General features: G+C 68.4%; 22 protein-coding genes and 1 pseudogene. 13 read left to right on the forward strand and 10 right to left on the reverse strand.

Translation table 11 applies throughout. The annotated features are described in order from the left end of the window. The coding region (locus tag B0E54_RS09535) for a LysR substrate-binding domain-containing protein (RefSeq protein ID WP_234582959.1) at nt 1-320 on the forward strand (320 nt) is incomplete at its 5' end. Nucleotides 321-417: 97 nt separating this feature from the next. Continuing rightward, nucleotides 418-1,269: an aldo/keto reductase gene (locus B0E54_RS09540; RefSeq protein ID WP_234582960.1), complete on the forward strand. Its 852-nt coding sequence runs from the start codon at nt 418-420 to the stop codon at nt 1,267-1,269. Between the two features lie 66 nt (nt 1,270-1,335). Here the strand turns inward: B0E54_RS09540 and B0E54_RS09545 are convergent, their stop codons facing one another. Beyond that, the gene (locus B0E54_RS09545) at nt 1,336-2,178 is read right to left on the reverse strand and encodes a helix-turn-helix transcriptional regulator (protein WP_234582961.1); all 843 of its coding nucleotides are present in this window, start codon (nt 2,176-2,178) and stop codon (nt 1,336-1,338) included. Nucleotides 2,179-2,280: 102 nt separating this feature from the next. Between B0E54_RS09545 and B0E54_RS09550 the strand changes: the two genes are divergently transcribed. Beyond that, nucleotides 2,281-3,033 (forward strand): SDR family oxidoreductase, encoded by a 753-nt coding sequence (locus B0E54_RS09550; RefSeq protein WP_234582962.1) that lies wholly within the window; start codon nt 2,281-2,283, stop codon nt 3,031-3,033. Nucleotides 3,034-3,117: 84 nt separating this feature from the next. Then, on the forward strand, nt 3,118-4,104 hold the full coding sequence (locus B0E54_RS09555) for an aldo/keto reductase (RefSeq protein WP_234582964.1): 987 nt from the start codon (nt 3,118-3,120) through the stop codon (nt 4,102-4,104). 24 nt (nt 4,105-4,128) lie between these two features. Here B0E54_RS09555 and B0E54_RS09560 read toward each other — a convergent pair whose 3' ends face one another. Then, nucleotides 4,129-4,644, reverse strand: coding sequence for a GNAT family N-acetyltransferase (locus B0E54_RS09560; RefSeq protein ID WP_234582966.1), 516 nt, complete (start codon nt 4,642-4,644; stop codon nt 4,129-4,131). A gap of 176 nt (nt 4,645-4,820) precedes the next feature. Here B0E54_RS09560 and B0E54_RS09565 point away from each other — a divergent pair, with 176 nt between their 5' ends. After that, a complete protein-coding gene (locus tag B0E54_RS09565) occupies nt 4,821-5,834 on the forward strand; it encodes an ATP-binding cassette domain-containing protein (RefSeq protein ID WP_234582967.1) in 1,014 nt (337 codons plus the stop codon). Further along, nucleotides 5,831-6,685 (forward strand): ABC transporter permease, encoded by an 855-nt coding sequence (locus B0E54_RS09570; protein WP_234582968.1) that lies wholly within the window; start codon nt 5,831-5,833, stop codon nt 6,683-6,685. The genes B0E54_RS09565 and B0E54_RS09570 overlap by 4 nt, the downstream gene beginning before the upstream one ends. 107 nt (nt 6,686-6,792) lie before the next feature. On the opposite strand, the gene B0E54_RS09575 is transcribed toward B0E54_RS09570, so the two are convergent. Beyond that, nucleotides 6,793-10,098, reverse strand: coding sequence for an AAA family ATPase (locus B0E54_RS09575; protein WP_234582970.1), 3,306 nt, complete (start codon nt 10,096-10,098; stop codon nt 6,793-6,795). 114 nt (nt 10,099-10,212) lie between these two features. Here B0E54_RS09575 and B0E54_RS09580 point away from each other — a divergent pair, with 114 nt between their 5' ends. Continuing rightward, complete coding sequence (locus B0E54_RS09580) at nt 10,213-10,662, forward strand: helix-turn-helix domain-containing protein (RefSeq protein WP_234582972.1); 450 nt, start codon at nt 10,213-10,215, stop codon at nt 10,660-10,662. After that, nucleotides 10,655-11,023, forward strand: coding sequence for a DUF4180 domain-containing protein (locus B0E54_RS09585; RefSeq protein ID WP_234582973.1), 369 nt, complete (start codon nt 10,655-10,657; stop codon nt 11,021-11,023). The genes B0E54_RS09580 and B0E54_RS09585 overlap by 8 nt, the downstream gene beginning before the upstream one ends. On the opposite strand, the gene B0E54_RS09590 is transcribed toward B0E54_RS09585, so the two are convergent. The 3 genes from B0E54_RS09590 to B0E54_RS09600 all read right to left on the reverse strand — a co-directional run bounded on the left by B0E54_RS09590 (nt 11,013) and on the right by B0E54_RS09600 (nt 13,672). Then, nucleotides 11,013-11,651, reverse strand: a complete 639-nt coding sequence (locus B0E54_RS09590; RefSeq protein ID WP_234582975.1) for a hypothetical protein — start codon at nt 11,649-11,651, stop codon at nt 11,013-11,015. The two genes, B0E54_RS09585 and B0E54_RS09590, sit on opposite strands and share 11 nt — an antisense overlap. Before the next feature lie 102 nt (nt 11,652-11,753). Continuing rightward, the gene (locus B0E54_RS09595; protein WP_234582976.1) at nt 11,754-13,109 is read right to left on the reverse strand and encodes a hypothetical protein; all 1,356 of its coding nucleotides are present in this window, start codon (nt 13,107-13,109) and stop codon (nt 11,754-11,756) included. A 176-nt stretch (nt 13,110-13,285) separates the two neighbouring features. Then, a complete protein-coding gene (locus B0E54_RS09600) occupies nt 13,286-13,672 on the reverse strand; it encodes a GIY-YIG nuclease family protein (protein WP_234582977.1) in 387 nt (128 codons plus the stop codon). 305 nt (nt 13,673-13,977) lie between these two features. Here B0E54_RS09600 and B0E54_RS09605 point away from each other — a divergent pair, with 305 nt between their 5' ends. Further along, nucleotides 13,978-14,280: a hypothetical protein gene (locus B0E54_RS09605; protein ID WP_234582978.1), complete on the forward strand. Its 303-nt coding sequence runs from the start codon at nt 13,978-13,980 to the stop codon at nt 14,278-14,280. 635 nt (nt 14,281-14,915) lie between these two features. On the opposite strand, the gene B0E54_RS09610 is transcribed toward B0E54_RS09605, so the two are convergent. Together B0E54_RS09610 and B0E54_RS09615 are read right to left on the reverse strand one after the other, a co-directional pair. Next, a complete protein-coding gene (locus B0E54_RS09610) occupies nt 14,916-15,062 on the reverse strand; it encodes a hypothetical protein (protein WP_234582979.1) in 147 nt (48 codons plus the stop codon). 710 nt (nt 15,063-15,772) lie between these two features. Next, nucleotides 15,773-16,081: a hypothetical protein gene (locus B0E54_RS09615; RefSeq protein WP_234582980.1), complete on the reverse strand. Its 309-nt coding sequence runs from the start codon at nt 16,079-16,081 to the stop codon at nt 15,773-15,775. A 155-nt stretch (nt 16,082-16,236) separates the two neighbouring features. Here B0E54_RS09615 and B0E54_RS09620 point away from each other — a divergent pair. Continuing rightward, nucleotides 16,237-16,477 (forward strand): annotated as a pseudogene (locus B0E54_RS09620) (GntR family transcriptional regulator). Between the two features lie 443 nt (nt 16,478-16,920). Here the strand turns inward: B0E54_RS09620 and B0E54_RS32760 are convergent. Continuing rightward, complete coding sequence (locus tag B0E54_RS32760) at nt 16,921-19,533, reverse strand: NB-ARC domain-containing protein (protein WP_234582981.1); 2,613 nt, start codon at nt 19,531-19,533, stop codon at nt 16,921-16,923. A gap of 774 nt (nt 19,534-20,307) precedes the next feature. Here B0E54_RS32760 and B0E54_RS09635 point away from each other — a divergent pair. Both B0E54_RS09635 and B0E54_RS09640 read left to right on the forward strand, forming a co-directional pair. Further along, nucleotides 20,308-20,712 (forward strand): very short patch repair endonuclease, encoded by a 405-nt coding sequence (locus tag B0E54_RS09635; RefSeq protein WP_255786753.1) that lies wholly within the window; start codon nt 20,308-20,310, stop codon nt 20,710-20,712. A 42-nt stretch (nt 20,713-20,754) separates the two neighbouring features. Further along, a complete protein-coding gene (locus B0E54_RS09640; RefSeq protein ID WP_234582982.1) occupies nt 20,755-22,059 on the forward strand; it encodes an ATP-binding protein in 1,305 nt (434 codons plus the stop codon). Between the two features lie 18 nt (nt 22,060-22,077). Here B0E54_RS09640 and dcm read toward each other — a convergent pair whose 3' ends face one another. Continuing rightward, nucleotides 22,078-24,030, reverse strand: coding sequence for a DNA cytosine methyltransferase (gene dcm, locus B0E54_RS09645; RefSeq protein WP_234582983.1), 1,953 nt, complete (start codon nt 24,028-24,030; stop codon nt 22,078-22,080). 329 nt (nt 24,031-24,359) lie between these two features. On the opposite strand from dcm, the gene B0E54_RS09650 reads away from it, so the two are divergent. Beyond that, nucleotides 24,360-25,838 (forward strand): ATP-binding protein, encoded by a 1,479-nt coding sequence (locus tag B0E54_RS09650; RefSeq protein WP_234582985.1) that lies wholly within the window; start codon nt 24,360-24,362, stop codon nt 25,836-25,838. The last annotated feature ends 13 nt before the right edge of the window (nt 25,839-25,851 follow it).

Below are 25,851 nucleotides of genomic sequence, written 5' to 3' on the forward strand. Positions count from 1 at the left end.
ACGGGTGGCGGCCGGCGCGGGTGCGGCCGGCGCGCAACCCGGAGTTCCTGTTCGGGCTGGTGCTGGCCGGCGGTGGGGTGGCCGTGGAGCCGGCGGCGCTGGCCCGCCGGGAACCCCGGATCGCGTGGCGGCCGATCGCCGACGCCCCGCTGACGAAACGCACCTCGGCGGTCTGGCCGCAACGGTCGGCGCATCCGGCGGCCCCGATGGTCGGGCAGATCGCCGCCGAGGTGCTGGCCGTCGCCGAGCCGGCGCCGCCCACGCCGCCCTCGGTGCCGGCGGCGCGACCCTGGCCGGTGTTGTTCGACACGACCGGGTGAACCGGCCCGACGTTGCGCTCGTCACCTCGCGTTGGACGGTGGATCGTCCACCCGCCCGGGTATGGATGACGGATACCGAAGACGCGAAGGAGCCGCAGTGGCACTCACGATTCCTGACATCAGCCTGAACGACGGCACCACCATCCCGCAGCTCGGCTTCGGGGTGTTCCAGATCGAGCCGAAGGACACCGTCGCGGCGGTGACCACGGCCCTGGAAACGGGCTACCGGCACATCGACACCGCCGAGATGTACGGCAACGAGGCCGAGGTCGGCGAGGCGATCCGCGTGTCCGGCCTCGACCGGGGTGACGTCTACGTGACCAGCAAGCTGAACAACGGCTTCCACCGCCCGGACGACGCCCGCAAGGCGTTCGACTCGACGCTTGCCGCGTTGAAGATGGACTACATCGACCTGTTCCTGATCCACTGGCCGCTGCCGACGCTGTACGACGGCGACTACGTCTCGACCTGGAAGGTGCTTGAGGAGTTCCAGCGCGACGGCCGGGCCCGTTCGATCGGCGTGTCGAACTTCCAGGTGGCGCACCTGCGGCGGCTGGCCGACGAGGCGAGCGTGGTGCCGGCGGTCAACCAGATCGAGGCGCACCCGTACTTCGCCAACGACGAGGTCCGTGCCTACGGCCGCGAGCACAACATCCTCACCGAGGCGTGGTCGCCCATCGCGCAGGGCAAGGTGCTCGACGACCCGACCGTCGTCGACATCGCCGAGGAGCTCGGCCGCACCCCGGCCCAGGTGGTGCTGCGGTGGCACGTGCAGCGCGGCGACATCATCTTCCCGAAGTCGACCACGCCGAAGCGGATCGAGGAGAACACCCGCATCTTCGACTTCGAGCTGGACGACACGGCGATGGAGCGGATCACCGCACTGGACAAGGGTGAAGCCGGGCGGCAGGGCCCGAACCCGGACACCTTCGCCTACGTGCCCCGCTGACGCTCGATCGACGGTGCTGCCGCTCAGTCCGCACGCTGGCTGAGCGGCAGCACGTCGCCCGCGGATTCAGGAGCCGACGCGCTCGGCGAGCCTGCGGAACACCGCCTGGGTCGGCGAGTCCGGCTCGGCGACGTAGACGATCAACCGCTGCTCGGTCTCCGGCACCAGCAGCACCCGGCACTCGAACTCCAGCGGCCCCAGCTCGGGATGCGCCACCCGCTTCACGATGGGACGGCGCTCCTCGACGTCGTGCTCGGCCCACAGGCGAGCGAAGTGCGGCGAGGTGCCGAGCAGTTCGGTGACCAGCTCCCGGATCGCCGGGTCCGCCGGATAGCGGCCGTAGGCGGCCCGCAGATCCGCCACCGTGCTGTGCACGAACCGGCGTACGTCGGCATCGGTCCAGTGGGCGTCGGTCATCGGCTGCCGGAACGTCCAGCGGATCATGTTGCGCCCGGCGTCCGGCACTGTCGCGAGATCGCCCACGAAGTGCGTGGCAAGCCGGTTCCAGGCCAGCACGTGGTAGGCGGCGTCGACGAGGTACGCGGGGGCTTCGGTCATCGCGTCGAGCAGGTGCCGCAGCCCGGGGCTCACCTCCCGGCTCGGGCCCACTGTCGCGGGCGGATGCTCACCGGCGATCCGGAACAGATACTCGCGCTCGTCGCGGCTCAGCAGCAGCGCCCGGGCCATCGCGGCGAGCACCTGCCGGGACGGGTGCGGCCCACGGCCCTGCTCCAGGCGGATGTAGTAGTCGATCGACATCCCGGCGAGCTGGGCGACCTCCTGTCGACGCAGCCCGGGGGTGCGCCGACGTGTCCCGTCGGGAAGGCCGACCTCGGCGGGGCTCAGGCGGGCGCGGCGGGTGCGCAGGAACGCCGCCAGTTCGTCACGTCGCAGGCCGCTGCTCGTCATTCCCCCAGCATGCCCCGGACGGCGTCGGCCAGGGTGGTACCGCCGGTCCCAGGCTCGACCCGTCCCTGTCCGCTGGCCGCCGCCGGGGTGAGGCTCGACGGCATGACGAACATGATCGCCCTGATCACCGGGGCCAACAAGGGAATCGGCTTCGCCACCGCACGACAGCTCGGCGGCCTCGGGATGACAGTCCTGGTGGGCGCGCGCGACGCCGAGCGGGGTCGGGCCGCGGAGCGGAAGCTGCGCGACGGCGGCGCGGACGCGGTGTTCGTGCCGCTGGACGTCACCGACGCGGAGTCGGTGACGGCCGCCGCGAAGCGGGTGGAGGCGGAGTACGGCCGGCTGGACGTGCTGGTCAACAACGCCGGCATCGTGCGCGCCGACGGTACGCGGGGGCTGCCCAGCGAGACGACCGTGGCGACGCTGCGCCAGCTGTACGAGACGAACGTCTTCGGGGTGGTGACGGTGACCAACGCGCTGCTGCCGCTGCTGCGCCGGTCGCCGGCGGCGCGGATCGTCAACGTCTCCAGCGAGGTCGGCTCGATCGCGGTGATGACCGACCCGGACGGCGCGCTGTTCGAGTTGACCTCCGTGCCGTACCCGTCGTCGAAGGCGGCGCTGAACATGCTCACCGCCATGTACGCCAAGGAGCTGCGCGACACCCCGATCAAGGTGAACGCGGCGAACCCCGGCTACTGCGCCACCGACCTGAACGGCAACAACGGCTTCCGCACGCCCGAGCAGGGCGCCGAGGTGAGCGTTCACCTGGCGACGCTGCCGGCCGACGGCCCGAGCGGGCTGCTGTGGGGCTTCCAGATGGACGCCGGTGGCGGATACGGCGTACTCCCCTGGTGAGACGACGGCTTGACCTGGAGCGCACTCCAGCCGCCACTGTGGTCCTCGGGCGCCCACCGGCAGGGCGCACGAAAGGAGATCCCCATGCGGTACCGCACGATCGGCACCGACCCGGCGACCCGGCGCGAGGTCAGCGTGCTCAGCCTCGGGGCCATGCTGTTCGGCAGCGCCACCGACGAGGCCACCTCGTACGCGATCCTGGACCGGTACGTCGAGGCCGGCGGCACGTTCATCGACACGTCGGACAACTACGCGTTCTGGGTGGACGGCGGCCAGGGCGGGCAGAGCGAGGAGCTGCTCGGCCGGTGGCGGCGCAGCCGCGGCGTCGGCACCGAGATCGTCATCGCCACCAAGCTGGGTGCCCGACCGCTGGCCCCGGGGACCAGCTACCTGGACAACGCCGAGGGCCTCTCCGCCAAGGTGATCCGCGAGTCCGCGGAGCGCAGCCGGGAACGGCTCGGGGTGGAGCGGCTGGACCTGCTCTACGCGCACATCGAGGACCGGACCGTGCCACTCCAGGAGACAATCGAGGGCTTCGCCGAACTGGTCGCCGAGGGCACTGTGGGTCTGCTGGGCGCCAGCAACCACCGGGCCTGGCGGGTGGAGCGGGCCCGCGCGTTGGCCGCCGCCGCCGGACTGCCGGGGTACGAGGTGCTCCAGTACCACCACAGCTACCTGCCCCGGCGCACCGACGTGGCCGGCGAACTGGACCCGGACGGCGACCCGGGCGCTGCCGGCGGTGACCTGCTCAGCTACCTGCGCGCCGAGCCGCAGCTGACCCTGGTGGCGTACTCGCCGCTGCTCAAGGGGGCGTTCACGCGGGCGGACAGGCCGCTGGGCGCGGAGTACGACCTGCCGAGCGCGCCCCGGCGGCTGGCCGCCCTGCGGGAGGTGGCCGGGCAGACCGGCGCGACGGTGAACCAGGTGGTGCTCGCCTGGCTGCTGGGCGGTGACCTGCCGACGATCCCGCTGGTGGGGGCCTCCTCGGTGGCCCAACTCGAGGAGAGCCTGGCCGCGGTGGAGCTGGAGTTGACCGCCGAGCAGCGGCACCGCCTCGACACCACCTGGTGACCCGCGGCGGCCGCCCCGCCGACCTCAGTCGTCGGTCGGCGGGGCGGTCAGGTCGAGCTGCCAGTCGTTGGCACGCATCAGGTGCCCGGGTGGATACTCGAAATTCGTCTCTCCCAGCAAGGTGAAGCCCGCCTTGCGGCAGACCGCGTTCGAGGCGGGGTTGTCGACGGACGGGTACGCGTGCGCGTAGCGCCGGTCCCGTCGGGCGCGAACCACGTCGAGCGCCGCGCGCACCGCGCCGGTGGCCAGCCCCATTCCCCGGTACGCGGGCAGCACCGCCCAGCCCAGCTCGTACACCTGTCGGTCGCGCCACTCGCGGGCCCAGTAGCCGACGCTGCCCGCCCGCGCGCCGTCCGGCAGCACCACTGTGAACATGCACCCCTGCCCGCCCTCGGCGAAGTGCACGTACCGGTCATGGCGGGCGAGCACCTGCTCGTCGGTCTCCGGGCCGCCGGTGTGCCGGCGCGTGTCAGGTGAGTTGAGCTGCCGCAGCAGATCGAGATCATCCTCGCGCCACGGCTCGATGCGTACCTGAGTCATTCCGTCCCCCTCGTCGACCCCCAGTCAAGCCGATCCCACCGACATTCCGGCCCGGAACAGCGCCCGCTAGTTCCGATCTAGCGGGCGGGTGGTCGTCACCTCGCGCCCTGTGGTGGGCGGCGTCGTTGACCTCACCGACCACGACGTCGCCGGCCATCGGACGAGAGGTAGGGATGATGAACAGACGCTCCACCGGCCTGGCCATCGAGGCAGAGGGGCTCACCCGCTCCTTCGGGGAGACCCGGGCCCTGGCCGGCATGGACCTGCGGGTGCCCGCCGGCACCGTCTACGGCCTGCTCGGCCCGAACGGGGCGGGCAAGACCACAGCGGTCCGGGTGCTGGCGACGCTGCTGCGCCCCGACGGCGGCACCGCGCGGGTGTTCGGGCACGACGTGGTCACCGAGGCTGACAAGGTCCGCAGCCGGGTCAGCCTCACCGGCCAGTACGCCTCTGTTGACGAGGACCTGACCGGCACGGAGAACCTGGTGCTCCTGGCCCGCCTGCTCGGCCTGCGCAAGCCGGCCGCCCGCGAGCGCGCGGCGGCGCTGCTCGCCGCGTTCGGGCTGACCGAGGCGAGCGACCGGCAGGTGAAGAAGTACTCGGGTGGGATGCGGCGGCGCATCGACATCGCCGCGAGCATCCTCAACACGCCTGACCTGCTCTTTCTCGACGAGCCGACGACAGGTCTCGACCCGCGCAGCCGCAACCAGGTGTGGGAGATCGTCCGGGCTGTGGTGTCGCACGGCACGACCGTGCTGCTGACCACGCAGTACCTCGACGAGGCCGACCAGCTCGCCGGGCGGATCGCCGTCGTCGACCACGGCCGGGTGATCGCGGAGGGCACCCCGGGTGAGCTGAAGTCGTCGGTCGGCTCCGGCACCGTCCACCTGCGACTGCGCGACCCCGGTCAGCGGCCGCAGGCCGAGATGGTGCTCCGCGAGGCCCTCAACGTACCCGTGCAGCTCGCCGCAGATCCGGTCGCGTTGACCGCCCGGGTCGGCGAGGCCGGCAGCGACCTCGACGCCAGCGCGCAGGCCGCCCGCGCGCTCGGTGACCTCGCCCGCGCCGGCATCGTCGTCGACGACTTCTCCCTCGGCCAGCCGAGCCTGGACGAGGTCTTCCTGGCCCTGACCGATCATCCGGCCGTGTCGGCCGACGAGCGCGACGACGAGCTGGAGGCAGCCCGATGAGCGACACCACCACCACTACCGAACGGGCGCCGTCGGTCTACGTACCGTCCGCCGAGGCGCTGGCGACAGTCCTCGCGCCGGGCGCGCGGCCGGCCCGACCCAGCGCACTGGGGGCGTCGCTCACCTTCGGCTGGCGGGCCCTGCTGAAGATCAAGCACGTGCCGGAGCAGCTCTTCGACGTGACCGCGTTCCCGATCATCATGGTGCTGATGTTCACGTACCTGTTCGGCGGCGCCCTCGCCGACAGCCCGCGCGACTACCTGCAGTTCTTCCTGCCCGGCATCATGGTGACAAGCGTCGTGATGATCACCATGTACACCGGCGTCGGCCTGAACACCGACATCGAGAAGGGCATCTTCGACCGCTTCCGGACGCTGCCCGTCTGGCGGCCGGCCGCCCTGGTCGGCATGATCTTCGGCGACGTGCTGCGCTACATCCTCGCCGCCCTGGTCATCCTCGGCGTCGGGCTGGCGCTCGGCTTCCGACCCGCCGGCGGCGTCGTCGGAGTGGCCAGCGGCATCGGGCTGCTGGTGATCTTCTCGTTCGCGTTCTCGTGGGTGTGGACGTTCTTCGGGCTGATCCTGCGCAGCGAGAAGTCGGTGATGGGAGTCAGCATGATGGTGCTGTTCCCACTGACGTTCCTCAGCAACGTCTTCGTCGAGCCGAGCACCATGCCCGGCTGGCTCCAGGCGTTCGTGAAGGTCAACCCGGTGACGCAGCTGGTGGCCTCGGTGCGCGCAGTGATGGCCGGCGAGTCGGACCCGTCCGCCACGATGTGGCTGCTGGCGTGGAGCGCCGGCTTCGTACTCGTCTTCGGCACGCTGACCATGTACAAGTACAACCGCCGCTAACCCCTCCCGCGCCCTACCGCCGCGATCTTGCACTTCCTGCCCCGACAAGAGTGACGAAACCCCATATTTCGGGGACCGAAAGTGCAAGATCGCGGCGGTGGGGCGGGTTAGAGGCGCCAGGGTGGGCGGGTTTGCGGGAGGTAGCGGCAGGTGGCGCCGGTGGAGACCGAATCGCGCAGGTGGTTGGCGAGCGCGGGATGACGGTCGTCGAGTTTGCGTAACGTGTCGCGGATCCGCGCGGTGACCGTCTTGCGGGCGCGTTCGGCCTCGTCGCCCAGGCGTCGGCTGCGTCCGGCCAGCCCCGCCGCAGCGCGCAACTCACCGAGCAGCGCGCCGCGCTCGGCGTCCAGCGCGCTCACCTTCGCCTCGTCGCCGCGCGCGGCGGCCCGGTCGATCTCGTCGTCGAGGCGGGTCAGGTGCCGCCGGTAGCGGGCCTTCGCCTCGTCGTCGAGGACCGGATCGCCGCCCATCCGGCGGGCGGCCACCAGCTCCGGCCCGGCGGCCGGATCGAGCAGTTCCACCGCCGGCACGTCGCTGCCGGGCCGACTCAGCAGCAGCTGCAGGTCGTGCAGGCCCTTGGCGTCGGGCAGGTGCGCCACCACCCCCGCGTAGGCGAGCCGCCAGACCGGCCCGTCGTGCCGAAAGGCGTACCCCTCGGTCGTCGGGTCGGACGGCGTCACCTCACGCCGCCCGACGACCTGGCCCACCTCGGAGGTGCGGCCCGGAAGGCCGACCCGGTCCGGCCCGGCGTCGTCGCCCCGACCGGCGACGTGGCCCGACTCGGCGTCGGTTGGTTTTGAAGCGGCGAGCCGCTGGAGCACCTGTCGCATGTCGAGAGCGGTGGCGTCCCGTGCGGTGGTGGCGCGCAGCTCGGCCAGCGTCGCAGCGTCACCCGGGCGGTCGCGGCGGGCCAGGGCGTTCACCAGCCCGGCGCGGGCGATGAGCGACCAGGGGCGGGAGCCCATCCGGTCGGCGGCCTCGCGGGCCGCGGTGAATCCGGCGATCGCGTCGTCCCAGCGTTCCTCGGCGGCGTCGACCACGGCGAGCCAGTGGTCGACGGGCCCACTGATGTCGCAGCCGAAGAGCCCGACCGCCCACTGCCCCCGGTGCGGAGCCAACGCGGCCCGCGCGTCGCGGCAGCGTTGCGGATCGCGGGACGCGGCGGCGGCCTGCGCCCGCAGGCGCAGCCACAGCGGTGACACCGGGCGCGGGTAGTGGATGTCGGCGGCCTCGATGACTGCGGTCAGCCGCACCGCCGTCTCGTCGTCGCCGCGCTCGGCCGCCGTGATCGCCGACAGCAGCTCCCGGTAGGGGTAGTCGGTCGGCGCCCACTCGTGCAGCAGCGCGTCGATCTCGTCGAACCGCCCCTGCAACAGCAGCCGGGCCCAGCGCAGGTGATGGCCCATGAAGGCGAACTCGGCGTGCCCCGGGTCGGACAGGTCGGTGATGACGGTGAACCGCTCGTCGGCCTCGGCGAAGTCGCCCCGGAACGCCGCGATGATCCCGCCGTCGACCGCAGCCGCCATGCGGGGACGGGCCAGGTCGCCCTGCTGACCCACGGTGACGAAGGCGGTGAACTCCTCGACGAACCCGGGGTCGCCCAGCTCCAGCAACGCCACCCAGCGCAGCGAGGTGGCCCACAGCTCGGTCTCCCGGTCGCCCGAGCGACGGGCCACCTCCCTGATCTCGGCGGTGAGCGCGGCTCGCGCCGCCGCGGTGCCCAGACCCCAGGTGGTGTCGTGACGCGCCCACAGGCTGAAGGTGAGCGCCTCGTCGTCACGGCCGGACCGCGCGATGGTCTCCGTAGCGGTGATCAGATCGGCCACCAGCGTGGCCACCGACGCGGTGGCCGACGGCTCGCCGATCAACCGCTGGTAGGCCTCGCGCACCAGGTTTGCGGTGTCGACCGAGCGGATGGTGTCGACCTGACGCGACCGGTGCACGGTGAGCGCGACGCGGGCCAGCAGCAGCGGGTCGTCGAGGGTGCGGGCCAGCGTCGCGGCCTCCGCGAGCAGGCGTACGGCCTCGTCCCGACCGGCGTGGTGATATTGCACCTCACCGAAGTCGACGAGCAGCCGGACCCGCTGCGCCGGGTCCTCGACGATCTCCAACGCCCGGCGGAAGTGCACCCCGGCCTCGTCGGCCGCGAGCCGGGCGAACGCGTCCCGCCCGGCGGCGACCAGCAGCTCGACGACCCGGGCCCGGTCGAGCGACGGGCCGGCCAGGTAGGCGTGTCGGGCCAGGTCCGCCGGGATTAGCCGGTCGGTCAGGGCCGTCGGCGGGTCCACCGCACGGACCACCGCGGCATGGCGGGCCTGCCGGTCGTCGGCGGTGAGCCCGTCGTAGAGGGTCTCCCGGACCAGGTCGTGGGCGAAGGCGAACCGGCCACCGCTGCGGGCCACCACCAGCCGGGCTGTCACCGCCTGGTCGAGCAGCCGGTCGACCTGGGCCGCCGGAGCCGCCGCGCTGGCCGCCAGGACCTCCCGGTGAAACTCACGGCCGAGCACGGCGGCAACGGTCAACGCCTCGACCACCGTCGCGGGCAACTGGTCGAGCCGCTGGCGCACCGCCTCCCGTACGCCCGGCGCGATGGCGCCGGTCGTGCCGTCGGCATGCCACAGCCGGGCGGTCTGTTCGACGAAGAACGGGTTGCCGCCGGTACGCCGATGCACCTCGTCGGCCAGGTCGGCGTCGGGCTCCCGCCCGGCGGTACGCGCCATCAACGCGGCCACCTCGTCGCGGGCGAGGCCGGTGAGGGTGATCGTGGTGGCCTTGGCGACCAGCGGCATCAGCAGCGGACGCAACGGGTGCTCGCCCGCCTCGACCTCCGCGTCGCGGTACGTGCCGATCAGCAACAGCCGCTCGAACCAGGTGTGCTGCGCGGCGAACGCCAGCAGCCGCAGCGAGGCCGGGTCGGCCCAGTGCAGGTCGTCGAGGACGACCACCACCGGCCGGTGCGCCGAGACCGCGACCAGCGCGGCGGTCGCCGCGTCGTACAGGGCGAACGCCTCCTGCTCGGCGACGTGGCTGCCGCCGGGCGGAGCGGTCCAGGTGGCGGCGAGGCCGGGCACGTCACCGCCGGTCTCGCCGAGCAGGGCGGCGAGGGCCGGCTCGGCGTCCGGTCGGGCGAGCGCCCAGTCGTCGGCGGAGCGGCGCAGGGCGCGCAGGACCTGCACCCAGGGCCAGTAGCCGGGGGCGCTGTCGGAATCCCAGCAGGCCGCGCCGAGCACGAGCGCGCCACGCTGGCGGGCCTCGCGCGCAACCGACGTGACGAGGGTGGTCTTGCCGATGCCCGGCTCGCCGGTGACCAGGACGAAACCGCCGTGGCTCGTGGCGGCCCGATCCAACTCGGCGCGCAGCAGACCCGCGGGGTGATCCCGCCCGATGATGGCGTCGCCGACCCGCGCGTCCATGGTTCCCAGACGGTACTGGACCCCACCGACGCTGAGCGTCTCGCTGTGACTGCCGACAGGCAACGGCTATCCCATGAATCCCTATCCTTCCCTATGGGGTTAGGATAGGGAACGATGACGGAAGAAATGTACTCGGTGGAACAGGTTGCCGACCGGCTCGGCCTACACGTGCGGACGGTGCGCGGCTACATCCGCTCCGGCCGGCTGCGCGCCGTACGGATCGGCAAGCAGTACCGGATCGCCGCCAGCGATCTCGACGCGCTCACCGGACGGCCGCCCGCCCCCACCGTGGCCGCGCAGGCGGAAGTGTCGAGCATCGTGCAGATCGACGGTGTCGACCGCGCCGCCGCCGACCGGCTCGGCACGCTCGTGCTGGCCAGCGTCAACACCGGGCACGACCCGGCCCGGCCGCTGCGGGTGCAGACCGTGCATGACGATGACCGCCGCCGCCTGAAGATCATCATCCTCGGTGATCCCGCCGGCACCGCCGAGGTGCTGCACCTGCTCGATGCCGTCCTCAACGCCGACAACGGCCTGATCGACCGGGAGGTCCACGATGCCTGACGAGATGCAGCAGCGCGCCGGCGTCACGGTGCTGGTCTGCGACCCGGCCGGCCCGACCGTCGCCACCGAACAGGACGCGCTGGACCTGATCGGCGCGGCCTTCGCCGGCGCGCAGGTGGTCGCCGTGCCCGCCAACCGACTCGACGAACGCTTCTTCTCGCTGGGCACCCGCTTCGCCGGCGACGTGATGCAGAAGTTCGTCAACTACCGGCTGCGCCTGGCCATCGTCGGTGACATCTCGACGCACCTGGACGGCAGCTCGGCGCTACGGGCTCTGGTGCACGAGTCGAACCAGGCCGGGCACATCTGGTTCGTCCCCGACCTCGACGCCCTCGACGCGCGCCTCCGCGCTATGTCCTAGCCACCTCGGCGTTGTGCACGACAGCCATTTCGACCGCGTCCGGCTCAACGCCTCTGGCCTGTGCCTGCTCGGCAGCCCAGCTCAGGTATGCGAGCCACTCCTCCGACAACCAGCCGGAGTGACGGCCGACGCCGGCCTCGCTGGGGAGACGGCTGGCCACGACACGGTCGAGGATCAAGGGCTGCACGCCGCCAACCCCTCGCCGGTAGCCGGCGAAGTAGAGGACCTTGGTGAACAATCCCGGCCCCAACCACGGCAGACGAGCGTGGTTGGGGTCACGGAAGCGGCGGTACGCCGTGCGGAGCGCGTCCTCGTCGGCCGCTGAGGTGGACACCTCCTCAAGCGCGTACGCCAGGCGTTTGCCGTCCGGGTCGGCGCCGAGCGATTTGGCGGCGCGCCACGGCCCGTACCCGATGGGGCCGTAACCCCAGACCAGCACAGCGGTCAGCAGTTGCCGCGCGCTGGCGTTGCCGGCTCGGTACGCATCGGCCACCGCGAAGACGTCACGCCGCCAGACCTCGCCGCTCAATGGGAAGTTGTCCGGCCAGGCGTCCGGCGGCAACCCCGCCCGCCAGCGATCCAGCTTGACGGCGACCGGGGCCTGTTCCCCCGGTAACGGCTTCCACATGGCTGCCTCCCTCAGGTCGCGCGCTTCGACCTTTGGGACGCTACGGTCGGGCCTTCGTGCCCGCCGTCCGCCGACGCCATATCGGGGTAACGACCGCCTCGCTCATCGTTGCAGCGTGGCGGTCGCGTAGCCGTCCGGGTAGAACTGGTAGTAGTCGCGGTACCGGACCGTGAAGGTGGTGGTGCCGCGCGGCAGCGAGTAGGTGAGGGCGTATCTGCCGCTGGCGTCCAGCTTGCCGCGCCAGAATTCCCGCTCGGCCCCGCCGTTGGTCGATGCGGTGATCCACCAGTAATTGTCGTCACCGATGGGCGAGCTCCAGGTCACGGTGAGCTGCGCGATGCCCTTGTCCTTGCCGGCCCCGACCCCGGCGGTGACGGCCAGGTCGGTGACCGGCGGCTTCGGCGGGTGCGCCGGCCCGAAGGAGTGCAGCAGCTGAGTCTCCTGGTAGGGGTCGGTCGAGGTGACCGCCCACGCCCGGGTGCCGTCCCGGTTGACCAGCAGCGTGCCCTCCCAGAGGCTGTCGCCGCTGCGGAAGTCGACCGCGTACGTCGGGATCGTGCTGCCCTTGCCGTAGAGGTAGACATCGGCGTCACCGGTGCCGGTCGAGGCGCGGCCGATGGCGACGGTGGAGCCGTCCCCCGACCAGGCCGCGTCCTGCGGGTAGACCCCGCTGGGATAGACGGTGGCGTCGGCGAGATCCGGCAGCCGGTACGAGTGGTGCTCGTACGGGTTGCCCACGGTCTCCACCACTTCGGTGCCGTCCGGGCTCACGGCGTAGTCGATGAGGTTGCTGCCGGTGTAGTCCCGCTGGGCGACGATAGTCGGGCTGTCACCGGATACGTCGATGACGTAGGTGGTGACGGGCGAATACCCGGTGTCGCCAGCGACGAGGAGACCGGGCGCGCCGGGGCTGGCGTCGATGATCGGGTGGTAGTTGGGGCCCGCGGTGTAGACCAGCGGCTGGGTTTCGGGCGCGGACCAGATCAGCAGACCGCCTGAGCCGATGCCGGCGTCGATGAACCCGCCGACGACCTTCTCACCTGTCGGTTCGACCGTGTACAGGTGTGTGCCGTTTGGTGCGGGATAGCTGGCGATGATGGTGAGCGTCGCGGCATCCAACGCGATGATCCGGTCGAAGCGCTGGGCCGCGTACAGGATGCGTCCGTCGTCGCTGAGCACGAGGTCGGAAATGTCAGTGACGGCAGTGACCCGGGACAGCAGGCGGCCGTCGAGGTCGGTCACCACCAGCGGCAGAGCGCCACCAACCCCCTGTGCGATGTAGAGGCGGCCGCGCGCCTCGTCGAGCTCGATCGCCCGCAGGTCGTTCACCGGCAGCTGGACGCCGACGCTCTTCAGCACGGCCGCGTCGGCGGCCGCAGGCGCTGCTCTCAATAGCTCCCCGGCACTGAGCCCGATCGCCGCGAACATCCCGGACGCCAGCAGTTGGCGACGCCGCATGACACCTCCCCGTGTCGGCCAGCCGCGTGCCGACGGCCAGGCGAAATCTTAGTACCGGGCCCTCTGCTGGCGCTGTACCTCAACGCCCGGCCGCTTCGTCGCAGCCGTCCGCAGTGGGCGGTGCGGTGCACGAACCGTACGCACGCGCCGGCCGCCTGCCAGTTCCGCCGGCTTCATCAGCGCGGCTTCGGCACCTGCCGATTGAAGCGGGGCTTGAGGGCTAGGACCAAGGCTTCCTTCGTACCCTCCGGGTTGTCGGTCTCCTGCCAGCGAAGCTCGCAGCGACCCAGCCAGTCGGCGATGTCCTGCGCTGTCGCCACCGGACCCTGCTTGTCGAGGAGCTGGCCGACCTGCTCGTGCAGCACCGATGACTCGCGGTTGCCGGTCAGGTGCTGCCGGAGGCGATTGCGCAGGTTCCCGGTCCGGCCGACGTAGATGATCGTGCCGCCATCGAGAACAACGTGCACGCCGGGCGCGCGGGGCGCGTCAGCGACGGCTTCCATCGTGTACGGCCGAGGAGCCGCGAAGCCGGCCAACAGGTCGTCGATCAAGGGGTCGAGCATGCCCGGAGGCTACTCCCCTGCGGCCCCGCGCGGGCCGTCGTTGTCGTTGCGGCGTCGCAGGCGCCATCGAGCTTGGCGTCACACAAGAATCGGGCACGCAGGAACAGGCGTTTTACGCAGGTCCATTGTGGTTACGATTCGGGCCATGCGTGCCCGCCGCGTCACCGCCGTCGTCGCCCCGCCGCGCTGGCGAGCCTGCCTGCCGTCTCCCCCCGCCCGCGCCGACGACACCTCGGCGCTGACCACCCCCGGCAGCCCGACCGTGCTGGCCAACGAGCCACACCAGCTCACTTTGAGGTCAAGTCATGCTGCATCGGGTGGAGTCGTCTGATGGCGCGGTGACAGAGGTGCTGGGATACCCGGCCTTCTGCGACCGCCTCGAAACCGACCCGAGGTTCCCATCCTGGTTCACCCGTCTTTTGGCGGAGGTGCACGAGGTGGAGGCCCAAGGCCACCGCGGGAATGAGCGGTTGGTACGCCTGCAGAACGAACTCGTCGGTCTCATTGAACTGATCGATCCCAAGGGTGAATGGCTCCCGTTGGAGCAACGCGAGCGACTGCCACGATCGACCCCGCTCCTGCCCACCTCGCGGACACCCAACGGCTGACGATCGGGTGGTGGCTCGTGACTAGCCGCCGGGTGACCGGGTACGCGCGGGGCATGGGTAGCCACAAGCAGAACAAACACGACAGCGGCGGCGAGTCGGCACGAGGCCGGCGGCATTCGGGCAGCGGCGCTGCGGGCCGTCAGGGCTCGTCCGTGGAGCACTCGCCCGACCAACGGCACCGCCGTACCGCGACCGGCCCCGCTGGCACTGAACGCGACCTGCGTCGGGCCAAGGTCTCCGGCGACGGACGTATCCAACGCCAGGGCGGCTCCTGAGCCGACCAGTCAACGGTGCGGCCGCCCCGCGAACGCGCGGGGCGGCTGCACCGGATGAGTGACTGCTACGCCGTGGCGCAGATGGCGTACGTACGCCGTGTCGGACCAGCTGCCGGCTAACGCGTCCTCCTCGTACGCACCCGAGGCGGCCGACACCGGGCGTCGCGGGACCACCGTTGGGGCGAAAGTCGTCCACGATGCCCTCGCCGGTGACACCGTTCAGCTCGTAGCCGGCTCCAGTCAGCACCTTCGCGACCGGGCAGGTCGCGACGACGCTGCGGAAGTCGAGGGAGTTGCTGGCACCCACCACGGACGCCCGCACCAGGCCGGGCAGCGGGTTGGCGCAGATTGCGTACGCCGTCACCGACCAGTTCCCCGCGACGCCTCCGTCTCGTAGGCGCCGACGGTGACGGCCGCCGGCGCGGTGGCCGGACCGCCGTTGGGGCGCAGGTCGTCAACGGCACCCTCACCGGTGACGCCGTTCAGCTCGTAGCCCGTACCGGTCAAGACCTTGCCTGGCGGGCGGGGTCGCCTTGGCGCTGTCGAAGTCGGCGAAGTCGCTGACGCTGGTGGCGGAGATTCGCACCAGGCCGGGGACCGCCGCGGATGCCGGGCTCGCCGAGGCGACCACCGCACCGGCCGCGACGAGACCGAGCACGAGTACGCAGGCACGCGAACCGAACCGCCGGGATTCCTTCTGAACACGCATACGTTACTCCCGTCTGAGACCGGGTGGCGGCTGCTCAGTTCCAAGGAACCGACGCCGGCACCAAGGCCGCTCGCGAGGACGGGGTTCACGGTAGGTAGTGGCGTGACCGGGCGTTATCTCAAAACCGACTACGTCACGTAACGGACCATGTCATCTGACGGCTCGATCCGTCTGCCATGGGCACGGGGCATTTTTCGGCAGGCGCGGCGTGCAGAGCGGGACGACGTCGCCGGCGATGCCTGCGATCAGGGTAGGTCTACGCGCCTGCCGGAACGAGACCACATCGCGCATGCGGCTCGGTGACGGCGGCTAACTGGCGGGCAATCCTTGCTGCGGTACGCAGATCACCAGGTTTCCGAGAGGAGCGAAGTGCCTGTCTTGTCCGCCTCGCCGATAGTGGCGAAGGACGTCCAGCCGATCACCAGGTAGACGGTGCCCGCAATCCACCAGGCCGGACGCCGGGCACGCGGGCCCAACATAGAGGAATCCGGCCGGCGGGCGAGGTCCCCTATTCACCAAGGTCCGCGTAACGCGGCTTCGGCACCTGCCGGTTGAAGCGGGGCTTGAGGGCCAGGACCAGGGCTTCCTTCGTACCCTCCGGGTTGTCGGTCGCCTGCCAGCGGACCTCGCACCGGCCCGGCCAATCGGCGATGTCGGCGGCCGACGCCGCGCTGCCCGGGGTGTCGAGGAGTTGGCCGACCTGCTCGTGCAGTACCGCCGAGCCCCGGTTGCCGGTCAGGTGCTGCCGGAGACGAGCCCGCAGGCTTCGGGTGTGGCCCACGTAGACGACCACGCCGCGGTCCAGGACCACGTGCACGCCGGGCGAGCGGGGGCGGCGGCCTCCATGGTGTACGGCTGAGCAGCGCCGAAGCCGGCCAGCAGGACCTCGTGCGTGGTGTCGGGCATCCCCGGACGCTACCGGGGTGGGTCCTCATCCGTGGCCCCGCAGGTGCCAGCCCGGAAGAATCACCTGTGTCCCCGATCCCGCTCAGCTATACCGACATTGCCGCCGACATTGCCTCCAGGATCAAGGGGCGAGTACGAGCCAGGGGCAAAGCTGGCCTCGTACTCGCAGCTCGCCGACCTCTACTCCGTGTCGTTCTCCACTGCGGCGCGCGCGGTCGCCTTGCTACGAGACCGCGGCATCGTCATCGGCGCCCCCGGCCGCGGCGTCTTCGTCGCCGACCGGGCCAGCAGACAGTCAGAAGGTTGAGCGAGAAAGCGTTTTGAGCCCATGGCGCTGCGATCAGCTACCTCGAACGGCCGCCGCCCGATCCACGTCGCGAGGGCAGACCTCACGCAGCACGCAAGGCGCCGCAGTTAGGGATCCGACGCAGCACAACCGCCGCACGATTGGCCAGGCGGGAAAGTCGAGTTCGCCCGGTCGCTTGGGGTGCAGACGTCGGGTCACATCCACGATGTGGCCCAGGTCGTCGTACTCGGCAAGCCCGCCCCCGGTTCGCCGAGCTCGCGGTTCGCCTGTGCCCGTTTCCCAGCATCGAGCAGAAGAGCGGCGTGGCAGTGGAGATTTTCGCCCGCGACATGGGCGTGGCCGATCGCCGGTCTGTTCGGAGCGGCATCGCCTTCGACGTACATGTACGGCGGGTCTTCCTGCGGACGCAGCACTCAGATCGAGCCGGCCTGACCGGCGCCACTTTATCTAATGTTTGGCGCCGAATCCCCAAGCCGACGCCTCAGGCTCTCGCAGTGTTGATTTCCGGGCTCACGCGCCAACCCTTCGACAACCCAGCGGCCTGCCGATTCAGCATCTTGATCATGCATGCACAGCCATGCAAGCCTTGAAAGATCGGTCGCGTCAGCCTCTTCGGCTCTCGCCTCCATAAGAGCACGAAACTTGCGAATGATCAACCTTCGCTCGTCCGCGTTGAAATCAATCTCTTTCCGCGACAGCAGCCCGTTCAGGCGGGATGCAGATTCACTCAGATCATGGTAGGGCGGTTGCGCAATCTCTGCCAGCTGAAGACGAGCGTGCATCTCTGCTACAGGATTGCCGGAGCTGCGGTATCGAGAAATAAGCCGCTTCCAAGCATCCTGGTCACCCGGCCGAGCCTCTAAATACCTGTTAATGGCCGTAATGACTCGCTCATTGCCATATCCAAGCTCCTGATACAGGTCGGCAAGATTCAACCAGGCCGGGGGGTAGGAACTAGCAATATACTCAATCACGCCGAACTCTTGAGACAGATCAGCTCCTTTCCGTTCCCGGCTCGCTATTGCACGGACGAGGCGATCCACCCGGGGCCCCAATCCTCTTGCCAGGTCCGTCGTTGACGTCGCGCCGAATCCTCGGATGAGTTCTAGATCCGCCTCGATAGCAATCTTCAAAGAGCTCGTTACTAGCCGCTTCCTACCAAACAACGCCGCCGCGAGCGGAACGGATAGGTATTCGGCCATGGACGGTTCCTCAAAGGTAGTCTCAACCAACGACAACTGCTGAAGTTCGGCAAGCGCCTTCTCGATGTCCAGTCGCTCATTTCCCGGCCGAAGTAATACCGCTTCAAGCCCAATACGAGGAACTAGCGACCGCCAGCTACATAGCGTCAAGAATACGCGCTGACCGGCTGGCGAAAGAGCGGCAAACGATCGATCGAAAAGCGCATCGAGCATTGCGTCCTTCCCGGCTATGACGCGCTTCAAAGATGCCTTCTTGCGGATACTTGCAACTTCACCTAGCAACACTTTGGTGATATAAGGGTGACCATCAGATTCCTCGAATAGTTCATCCTCAAACGAAGCATCGATTAGGTCGGAGATGTCCAGTCGTCGACTCACTTCCGTGACCAGAACGGAGAACTCGGACCGCTTCATGCCTCCAACCTCTACCGGGTAGTCAGCCTTAAAGTCGCGGCTTCGCGTCGTTATCAGCACCTTGTTCGGCAACCTGACGGCGTTGCTCAAGTAAGCATACAGCTCCGCCTGTTCTCGAATTGTCTCGAAGTTGTCGAGAACAAAAAGGAACGGACCATCGCCATCCTTACCTGATAGACAGCGCGTCAGATACTCTTGGGCTTCCGGCAGCTTCAATCGCTTCTCTGGAACCATCAGCTGGGCAAAGTCTTTGGCCACATCCTCCGTGGAGACTACGTCGGCCTTAACTACTCGCGGCCCCTCAGGCATCAAATCGATGTCTCTCGCACTGAACCAAACGATGCCAAAAAAATTGTTCTCGTCGGCTAAACGATGAAGGACCTCGAGTGCTAATGACGTCTTGCCGATCCCACCTCGGCCGTGGAGTGTAACAACTGGATGTCTACTGTCCCGTAGGAGGCTCCCCAGCTCGCGCTCCAACTCGTCTCGCTTTACGTAGGAGGGACGACGGGGTGGCATATTAGAGAAGGAGTTTCCGATAATGTCGAGTTTCGGTTTAGCTGTAGTCTCACTGGCTGGCTGTGCTTGAACAGGAAGAACGTACTTGCCGCCGTCCTCGGTCCTTCGCTCGTCGGAAATGTAAGACAACACCTCAAACGTCAGCTTTTGAAAGTTCCCATTTGGAAGGAAGAAGTCAGTTAGATCAGGATCAGTGAATAGCAGCCGCACCTGACGGTAACCACTCAAATAAACGTATACACCGTCAGAAAGGCCGTGATTGCTCTCCTTGGCCAAACGCGAAAAGGCGGCTCTTTCTCCGCCAAATCCGCTGACCCTGTACTTGCCGGACATGTTCCTTCGCACATAGGCCCATGACCTCGCAAAGGCCGGGGCCGAGCCAATAATCAATTGCAGCGACTCTTCAAGCTTAGGACACACCTTCGATAGAGTCGCTGACTTCGGTGCACCATGCCCCCTCGTGCGATTTCGTAGCCACACAAACTGACGGACCCATTGCCTAAGCGTCACTTTTTGACGATTCAACTCTACTATTGACGAATCAATGCAACGGCACGCCTCGTTAAGCAGGTTGACTGCGTCTCTCTGCCAAGTGGTCTCCAAGGGGCCCACCTGTGCAGTGAGGGCTCGCTGGGAATCCCGAGCGGCAGCGACAAGGAGCTGACTTGCAGGGCCAGTCAGAACTTCATCTAATACATCCGCCCACTCACCGATGCTATTGGCACGGACAAGCCGGTACTCCAATGAGTACCGGTGTTGTTGGCGATCATCCTGCAAAGCGGCCAAGAGTTCAAGGGTAAGTACCTTAATCAGACACTCGCCCATGTAGAGGAGGTCGAAGAAGTACGAGGTATCGGAATCCTCTTTTGCCCTTTCCGCTCGTTCGGCCATCCTAACAATCGGCAGAAACTCATTAGCCACGAACACTTCTCCCGTCTTCCGCCAATGTCATCCACACGAAGAGGCCCCAGGCGTCATCCCAGGCTGCCCACGCCCAGGCAGGAAAGCCATCACAGCATGATCGCCGTGCAGCCTCTGGAAACTTGACCGGGAGATGGAGGTGTACGAAGTCAGTCGACGGATGAGCTGGCCGGCAACCGCCAACTCGACGGCGGCACGCATCCCCAGTGTCGACTTGCCGGCCCCAAGCGGAGAATCCACCACTACGGCCCGGGCGCCGCCCAAACGCAGGTGGGCGAGTACGGCCGTGATCGCCCAGTCCGCTTCGACCGCGGGCGGTACTTCCAGCCCAACAAGAATGGACCCCACCTCCCCACAAGGTGTCCCAAGACACTACCGGCAGGAGTCCTGCCAACGGGACCCCGATTCCTCTCGGGCACGCTGGACGAGGTTCGTCGCCCTCAGGAAAGGAGCTGCGCAGTTGCCTGGACGGAGAACCTGCTCTGAGCTGGCAGCACGGCAGGCTCAACCCCGTGAGCTGCAGTAGTAGGACTTCTGACCGCTCGTCAACGAGGTGTCACCCCTCCTGCCTCTAGGAGCCTGCCGTTCCATCGATGCAAGCGGCAACTGTCCGGGATCTGACACCGCTAGGGTTGTCCGACACCAGTGATAGGGATGACGCGTGCAGGAAACATGGTCGTCGCGACGAGGTGCGGGGGCGTGGCGATGACCAGCGCCTCTGGGGGGCCACCCGCGCGTCGACCTGCTCCGTTGAGTGAAGCGGTCTCCAACCAGATGAAGCGGATGCGCAGGGCCTCCACCAAGCCGGAGTTACTCATCCGCCGAGAACTGCATCGCCGCGGTCTGAGGTTCCGGATCAACCATCCCGCACTACCGGGACGACCTGACATCGCCTTCACCAGAGCACGTCTGGCGGTCTTCGTTGATGGGTGCTTCTGGCACCAGTGTCCGAAGCACGGGGTGATGCCAAAGAACAACCGTGAGTGGTGGCAGGCGAAGCTGCATCGGAACGTCGAGCGGGACCGGGAGAAGGACGCAGCACTGACGGCACTGGGCTGGCAGGTTCGGCACTTCTGGGAACACGAGGACCCGGCGGCCGTGGCGGATGAGGTGGAGCAGACATGGCGACATCTACGGACACCGCCGGCGCCTGCCTCAAGATCACGACGTAGGTTGTGACATCCTGGTCGTCACCAGGGACGAGCTGACGGAGGTGGGCAGATGCCCGGCAAGGCGTGGTTTGACGTCGCACCCTCGGCTGCACGCCTGACGAACTCGCTGCGCGACATCGGCTATGACTTCCCGACCGCAGTGGCGGACATCGTCGACAACAGCGTGGCCGCCGGCGCGTCGCGGGTGGAGGTGATGATCGAGTTCGCGGGGTCGAAGACGCGGGTGTACATCGCTGACGACGGACGCGGCATGTCTCCCGGAGCGCTGCTGGAGGGACTCCGGTTGGGCACACGCCGGACGTACAAGGCTGGTGAACTCGGCCGCTACGGGCTGGGGCTGAAGACCGCATCGCTGTCGCAGTGCCGCTCGGTGGCCGTGATTTCCCGGAGTACCCCCGACGTCGTGCGGACCTCAGCCCGAGTCCTCGACCTTGACATCGTCGAGGAGTGGGATCAGTGGGTGGTGGTCGACCCTGGCGCGGATCCGGATGTTGCCAGAGCTCGCCAGTGGCTGGCCGAAGGGACGGGAACGGTCGTCCTCTGGCGCAACCTCGACCGCGTGCTTCCGGAGAACCGTCCCGAGGGAGGCTGGGCGCGCCGGCGATTGGAAGCGCTGGCGACGAAGACAGCGGAACACCTAGGGATCGTTTTCCATCGATTCCTGGAAGGGGTGGGCGGACTGGCCCCGATCGTCATCACCGTCAACGGTCAGAAGGTACGACCGTGGAACCCGTTCGCCCCTGACGAGGACGGTCGTTCTGAACTGCCCGCACAGCGCTTCGAGGTCGCCGTCGGCAACGTGTCCGGGCACGTTGACCTACGCCGTTTCATCTTGCCGTCCCGTGACAGGTTCTCCAACACGAGCGAATTCGAGCGGCTGTCCGGGCCACTGAACTGGAACCGTCAGCAGGGGCTCTACGTCTACCGCGCCGACCGGCTGGTGCAGTGGGGTGGCTGGAATGCCATCCGCGGCATCGACGAGCACACCAAGATGGCCCGGGCTTCGCTCGACTTCAGCACAGACCTCGACTCCGCCTTCAACATCAACGTCGCGAAGATGCGGGTCTCACTGCCAGCCCAGCTGCGTCAGATGCTGGAGGCGCCGGTCAACGAGCTTTGCCTCTACGCCAATGACGCCTACCGCAAGAGCGCCCGGGTGAAGGCAAAGCCCTTGCCACAGGACCTGAACGCGTCCGCCGACGTCCGGTCCGCCACCCAGGCGGCGACGACCACCGGGCTCGCCCTGAGAGCGGCAGCGATGCAGTCCGGCGAGTGGGTCGCCTGGCAACGGATCGCGGCGACCCTGCGCAAGGACGCCCCTGAGGTCGCCCGGTCGCTGGGTTTGGAGCCGTGAGCCGCTGACGGACCCGGCTCAGAAGAGCCGTAGCGGGTCCGCGCGCGACTCCGAGCAGAGCTTCTGGAGCGGGCAGGCGTTGCACTCCGGTTCCACCGGCCGGCACAGGCTGTTGGCCAGTTCGACCAGTCCCAGATGGGCTCGCCGGGCGTCCGCGTCCGCGCCGATCATCCGGGCAATCTCCAAGCGGCCGTCCGTGAGCCGATTCCGACGATCCACAGGATCACCGCTGAAGCGGGCAGCAACCCGAAGTACGCCCTTCGTCACGAGAACCGGCTCCTCGGAGTCCTCATCGCCGTGGGCCGGGACCACGAGGATCGCGAGATCGGCCACCGCTTCAGTGAGCCCCGGGACCTGCCGGAGGTGGTCGTCATCCTGGAGCAGCTCCGGGTTGTCGGCGAGCCGTCCGGCCAACTCCACGATCGCCCCGGCTCGGCCCGGCCGCCCAGCCCACTTGCTGATCTCCAGCAGCTCAGCCTCCGCAAGGACGGTCTCCTGCGGCTCACGCCAGCGGGCCAGGAGAGGCCAGATGAACCGCACCACCTCCGCCGGCGCACGGTCCAGAAGCATCTCGGCCTGAATCACCTGCCAACGGGTTTCCGCCCTCAGCCACGGAAGACCGCGGACCGCGGCGCTGTCGAACCATGCGGCGAGAAGCGCAGCGATGTCCTGCGTCGTCGCGGGCACCGGTCGCGGATCGTCCAAGGCTGCACGGACAGCACCGGCGAGGTGCTCCCCGAGCAGCGGGGGAACGGCGTTGCCGATCTGGCGGAACGCCGCCGATGGCGGCCCGGCGAAGCGGAACCAGTCCGGGAACGTCTGCAGTCGTGCGGCCTCACGAACTGTGATGGTGCGGTTCTGCCGCGGATGGATGTACCAGTACCCGTCCTTGGCGATGTGCGCGGTGATCGTACGGGAAAGGTTGTTCTCATCGAGTCGCTTGTACTTGTCGTCGAAGATGTCCTCGCGGTAGCGCTTGACCTCGTCCGGAAGATCCCGGTACCTCGTGGTGGCGTCCATCGCCTCGAAGGCCCGAGCGTCATCTTCACGGACGGGTCGCGTGACGTGGTCGAAAATCTTGTTCGCGTCGGCGTCAGGCACCGACTTCCGCATGCGCCGCTGAAACTCGCTGTACGGTCGGTCGTAGTCGCTCCAGCCCTCGGCGCCGCCCGCCGGCCGCCATCCGCCTTCCACTTCCGGCAGGTCCCCGATGGCGTTCCACACGGTCACCCGCTCGCGCTGCTCCCGAGGCCAGGTGAAGGCCACGCCGTCACGGAGCGCCACCAGGATGAGCCGCTGCCGGAACTGCGGAACGCCATAGCGGAAGGTCTCGACCGAACGCTCCTCGACCGAGTAACCGATCGACTCCAGCTCATGGACCATGGTCCGGAGAATGAACATCTCCTTGTCCAGTGCCATGTCCGGCACGTTCTCCATGAGAACAGCCTGAGGGCGGGCGATTCGAGCGATCTCAAGGTACGAGCGCCACAGGTCCCTGCGCTCGTCGTACGGGTCGCGCAGCCCGTGACGGACACGGTGCCTGATCTTTGAGCGTCCCGCCTTCGAGAATGGTTGGCAGGGAGGACCGCCAGCGAGGAGTTCCACTCCCGCTGCCTTGATCAGGTCAGCCACCTGCCGCACCCGCTTTGGGTCTCCGAGGTCCCAGTCGACACTCATCCCACCGTGATGGTGCCGGTGGGTCTCGATCGCCTCCTCGTCGTGGTCCACCGCGATCACGACCTGATAGCCAGCTGCTTCCAGTCCCAGGCTCAGCCCGCCAGCACCGCTGAAGAGGTCGGCGGCCAGCCGGCCGCCGTCGGCCCTGAGTCTCGACGCCAAGGCAAGAAGATCCTCCGGCTCGGAGCAGGCGTCAGGGTGAGGGGCGAGGCGGACGAAAGGACCGCGAACCAGCTTGACTCCGTACCCACGGCGACGAACAGGTGCGGCGGCGGGCTGGTCTTCACTGGTCACGATCAGGCAGGTTACCGCCAGGGCGCCTGCGGCGACGATAGTCCGTCCCGACACACCGTCGGATCGTTCAGGGCTGCTGTCAACCCGACCGTTGACCTGAGCAACCAACCATCCGTACGGGTGGAAGCTTCATGAGCAAAAGGGGCAGGTCGACCAGAAGCGCAAGAAACGATCTTGACGCACCACATGAGAGGAGCATCACCTCCCTATACTCGCGCTGTCCGCCACCGGTCACCCTCACACCGTCACAAGGGATGGTTGGTCGTCGGACAGCAACGAACGCGACGTGCGGCGCCCCGAGCTCCGTGCCCAACTGGAGCCGACCTGCTTTGAGCTACGACATCGCCAACCCCGACCCCGCCGGAACAATCACTTCACTTCGGTCCTTCGGGTACAGCGTCGAGGCTGCCGTGGCGGACCTCGTTGACAACAGCGTCTCGGCCGACGCTCGGCGTATCGACGTATATTTCACCTGGGCGGGCCCTGCCTCGTGGGTGGCGGTCGTCGATGACGGCCGAGGCATGACGACCGGGGACCTTGTCAGTGCGATGACCGTCGCTGCGCGGGGCTCCTTCAAGGCTCGCGCATCTCAGGATCTGGGCCGCTTCGGCATGGGCCTGAAGAGCGCCTCGTTCTCGCAGGCCGCCCGACTAACGGTTGCGACAAGGCCCGAGGTCGGCGCAGCCGAAGCTGTCCGTACCTGGGACCTGGCCGTCGTGTCCGCCACCAGCGAGTGGCGCCTGCTGCACGGCACCGACGACGAGACCATTGAGACTCTGGCCCGACTGCGGCCGGACGGGGGCGTCGGCACGACGGTGATCTGGCGAAGCCTGCACCGGTTCGACGTCGTCGGCCTGACGGTGGAGGACACCCGGGCCCAGAAGCAGTTCTACACCGAGGCGACCCGCGTCGAGGAACACCTCGGCATGGTCTTCGCCCGTTTCCTGATCGGCCGGAACCGGATCGCGATGACGGTGAACGGCAGTCCGGTGAAGGCGTGGGATCCGTTCCTCAGCGGCCATCCCTCGGTTCAGCGACTTCCGACCGAGGAGTTGCCCGTCGGTTCGCACACCGTACGGATCGAGCCGTTCATCCTGCCTCATCCAAAGAAGCTGGACTCCGAGCAGCAGGAACAGGCCGCCGGTCCCGCAGGCTGGCTCGACCAGCAGGGTTTTTACGTCTACCGGCGGGACCGACTGATCCTCGCCGGTGACTGGCTCGGCATCCGCGGCTTCCGACGCGACGAGCGCTACAACCTCGCGCGGATCGTCGTGGACGTCCCCGCCGAGGCGGATGCGGAATGGGCCATTGACGTACGGAAGTCCACGGCCGTGCCCCCGGTGGGCGTCCGGCGCCATCTCCAGCGCATCGGTACCGCCACCCGCAGCAGGGCCGCGGAGGTGCTCAGCCATCGCGGTCGGATCGCTGCACGTGAGCACGGCGCCGAGTTCATCTACGCATGGCGGGTGGACAAGCGCGACGGCAACATCCGATGCCGTATCAACCGAGACCACCCACTGGTCCGGGAGGTGATGCAGGGCGGACCTGACGCCGCCGTAGACGCCAAGGCGTTGATCAGACTTCTGGAGGAGACCGTCCCGGTGGCCGCACTGCGGATCATGCACGACGGTGACGTGGCGGACGACCCGGAGCCGTTCCTTGGAGCTGCACCGAAGGAGGTGGGCGACGTGGCGAATCGCATCTACGCCGCCTTCGTCGCCCAGGGCCGGACACCCCGCGAGGCGAAGGAGCGACTCTCGCTGATGCCGCCCTTCGACCAGTTCGACGGCTTCTGGCAACAACACTGACGGCCCTGCCGCC

It is taken from the genome of Micromonospora sp. MH99 (genome assembly GCF_021442385.1).
Taxonomy (GTDB): Bacteria; Actinomycetota; Actinomycetes; order Mycobacteriales; family Micromonosporaceae; genus Micromonospora.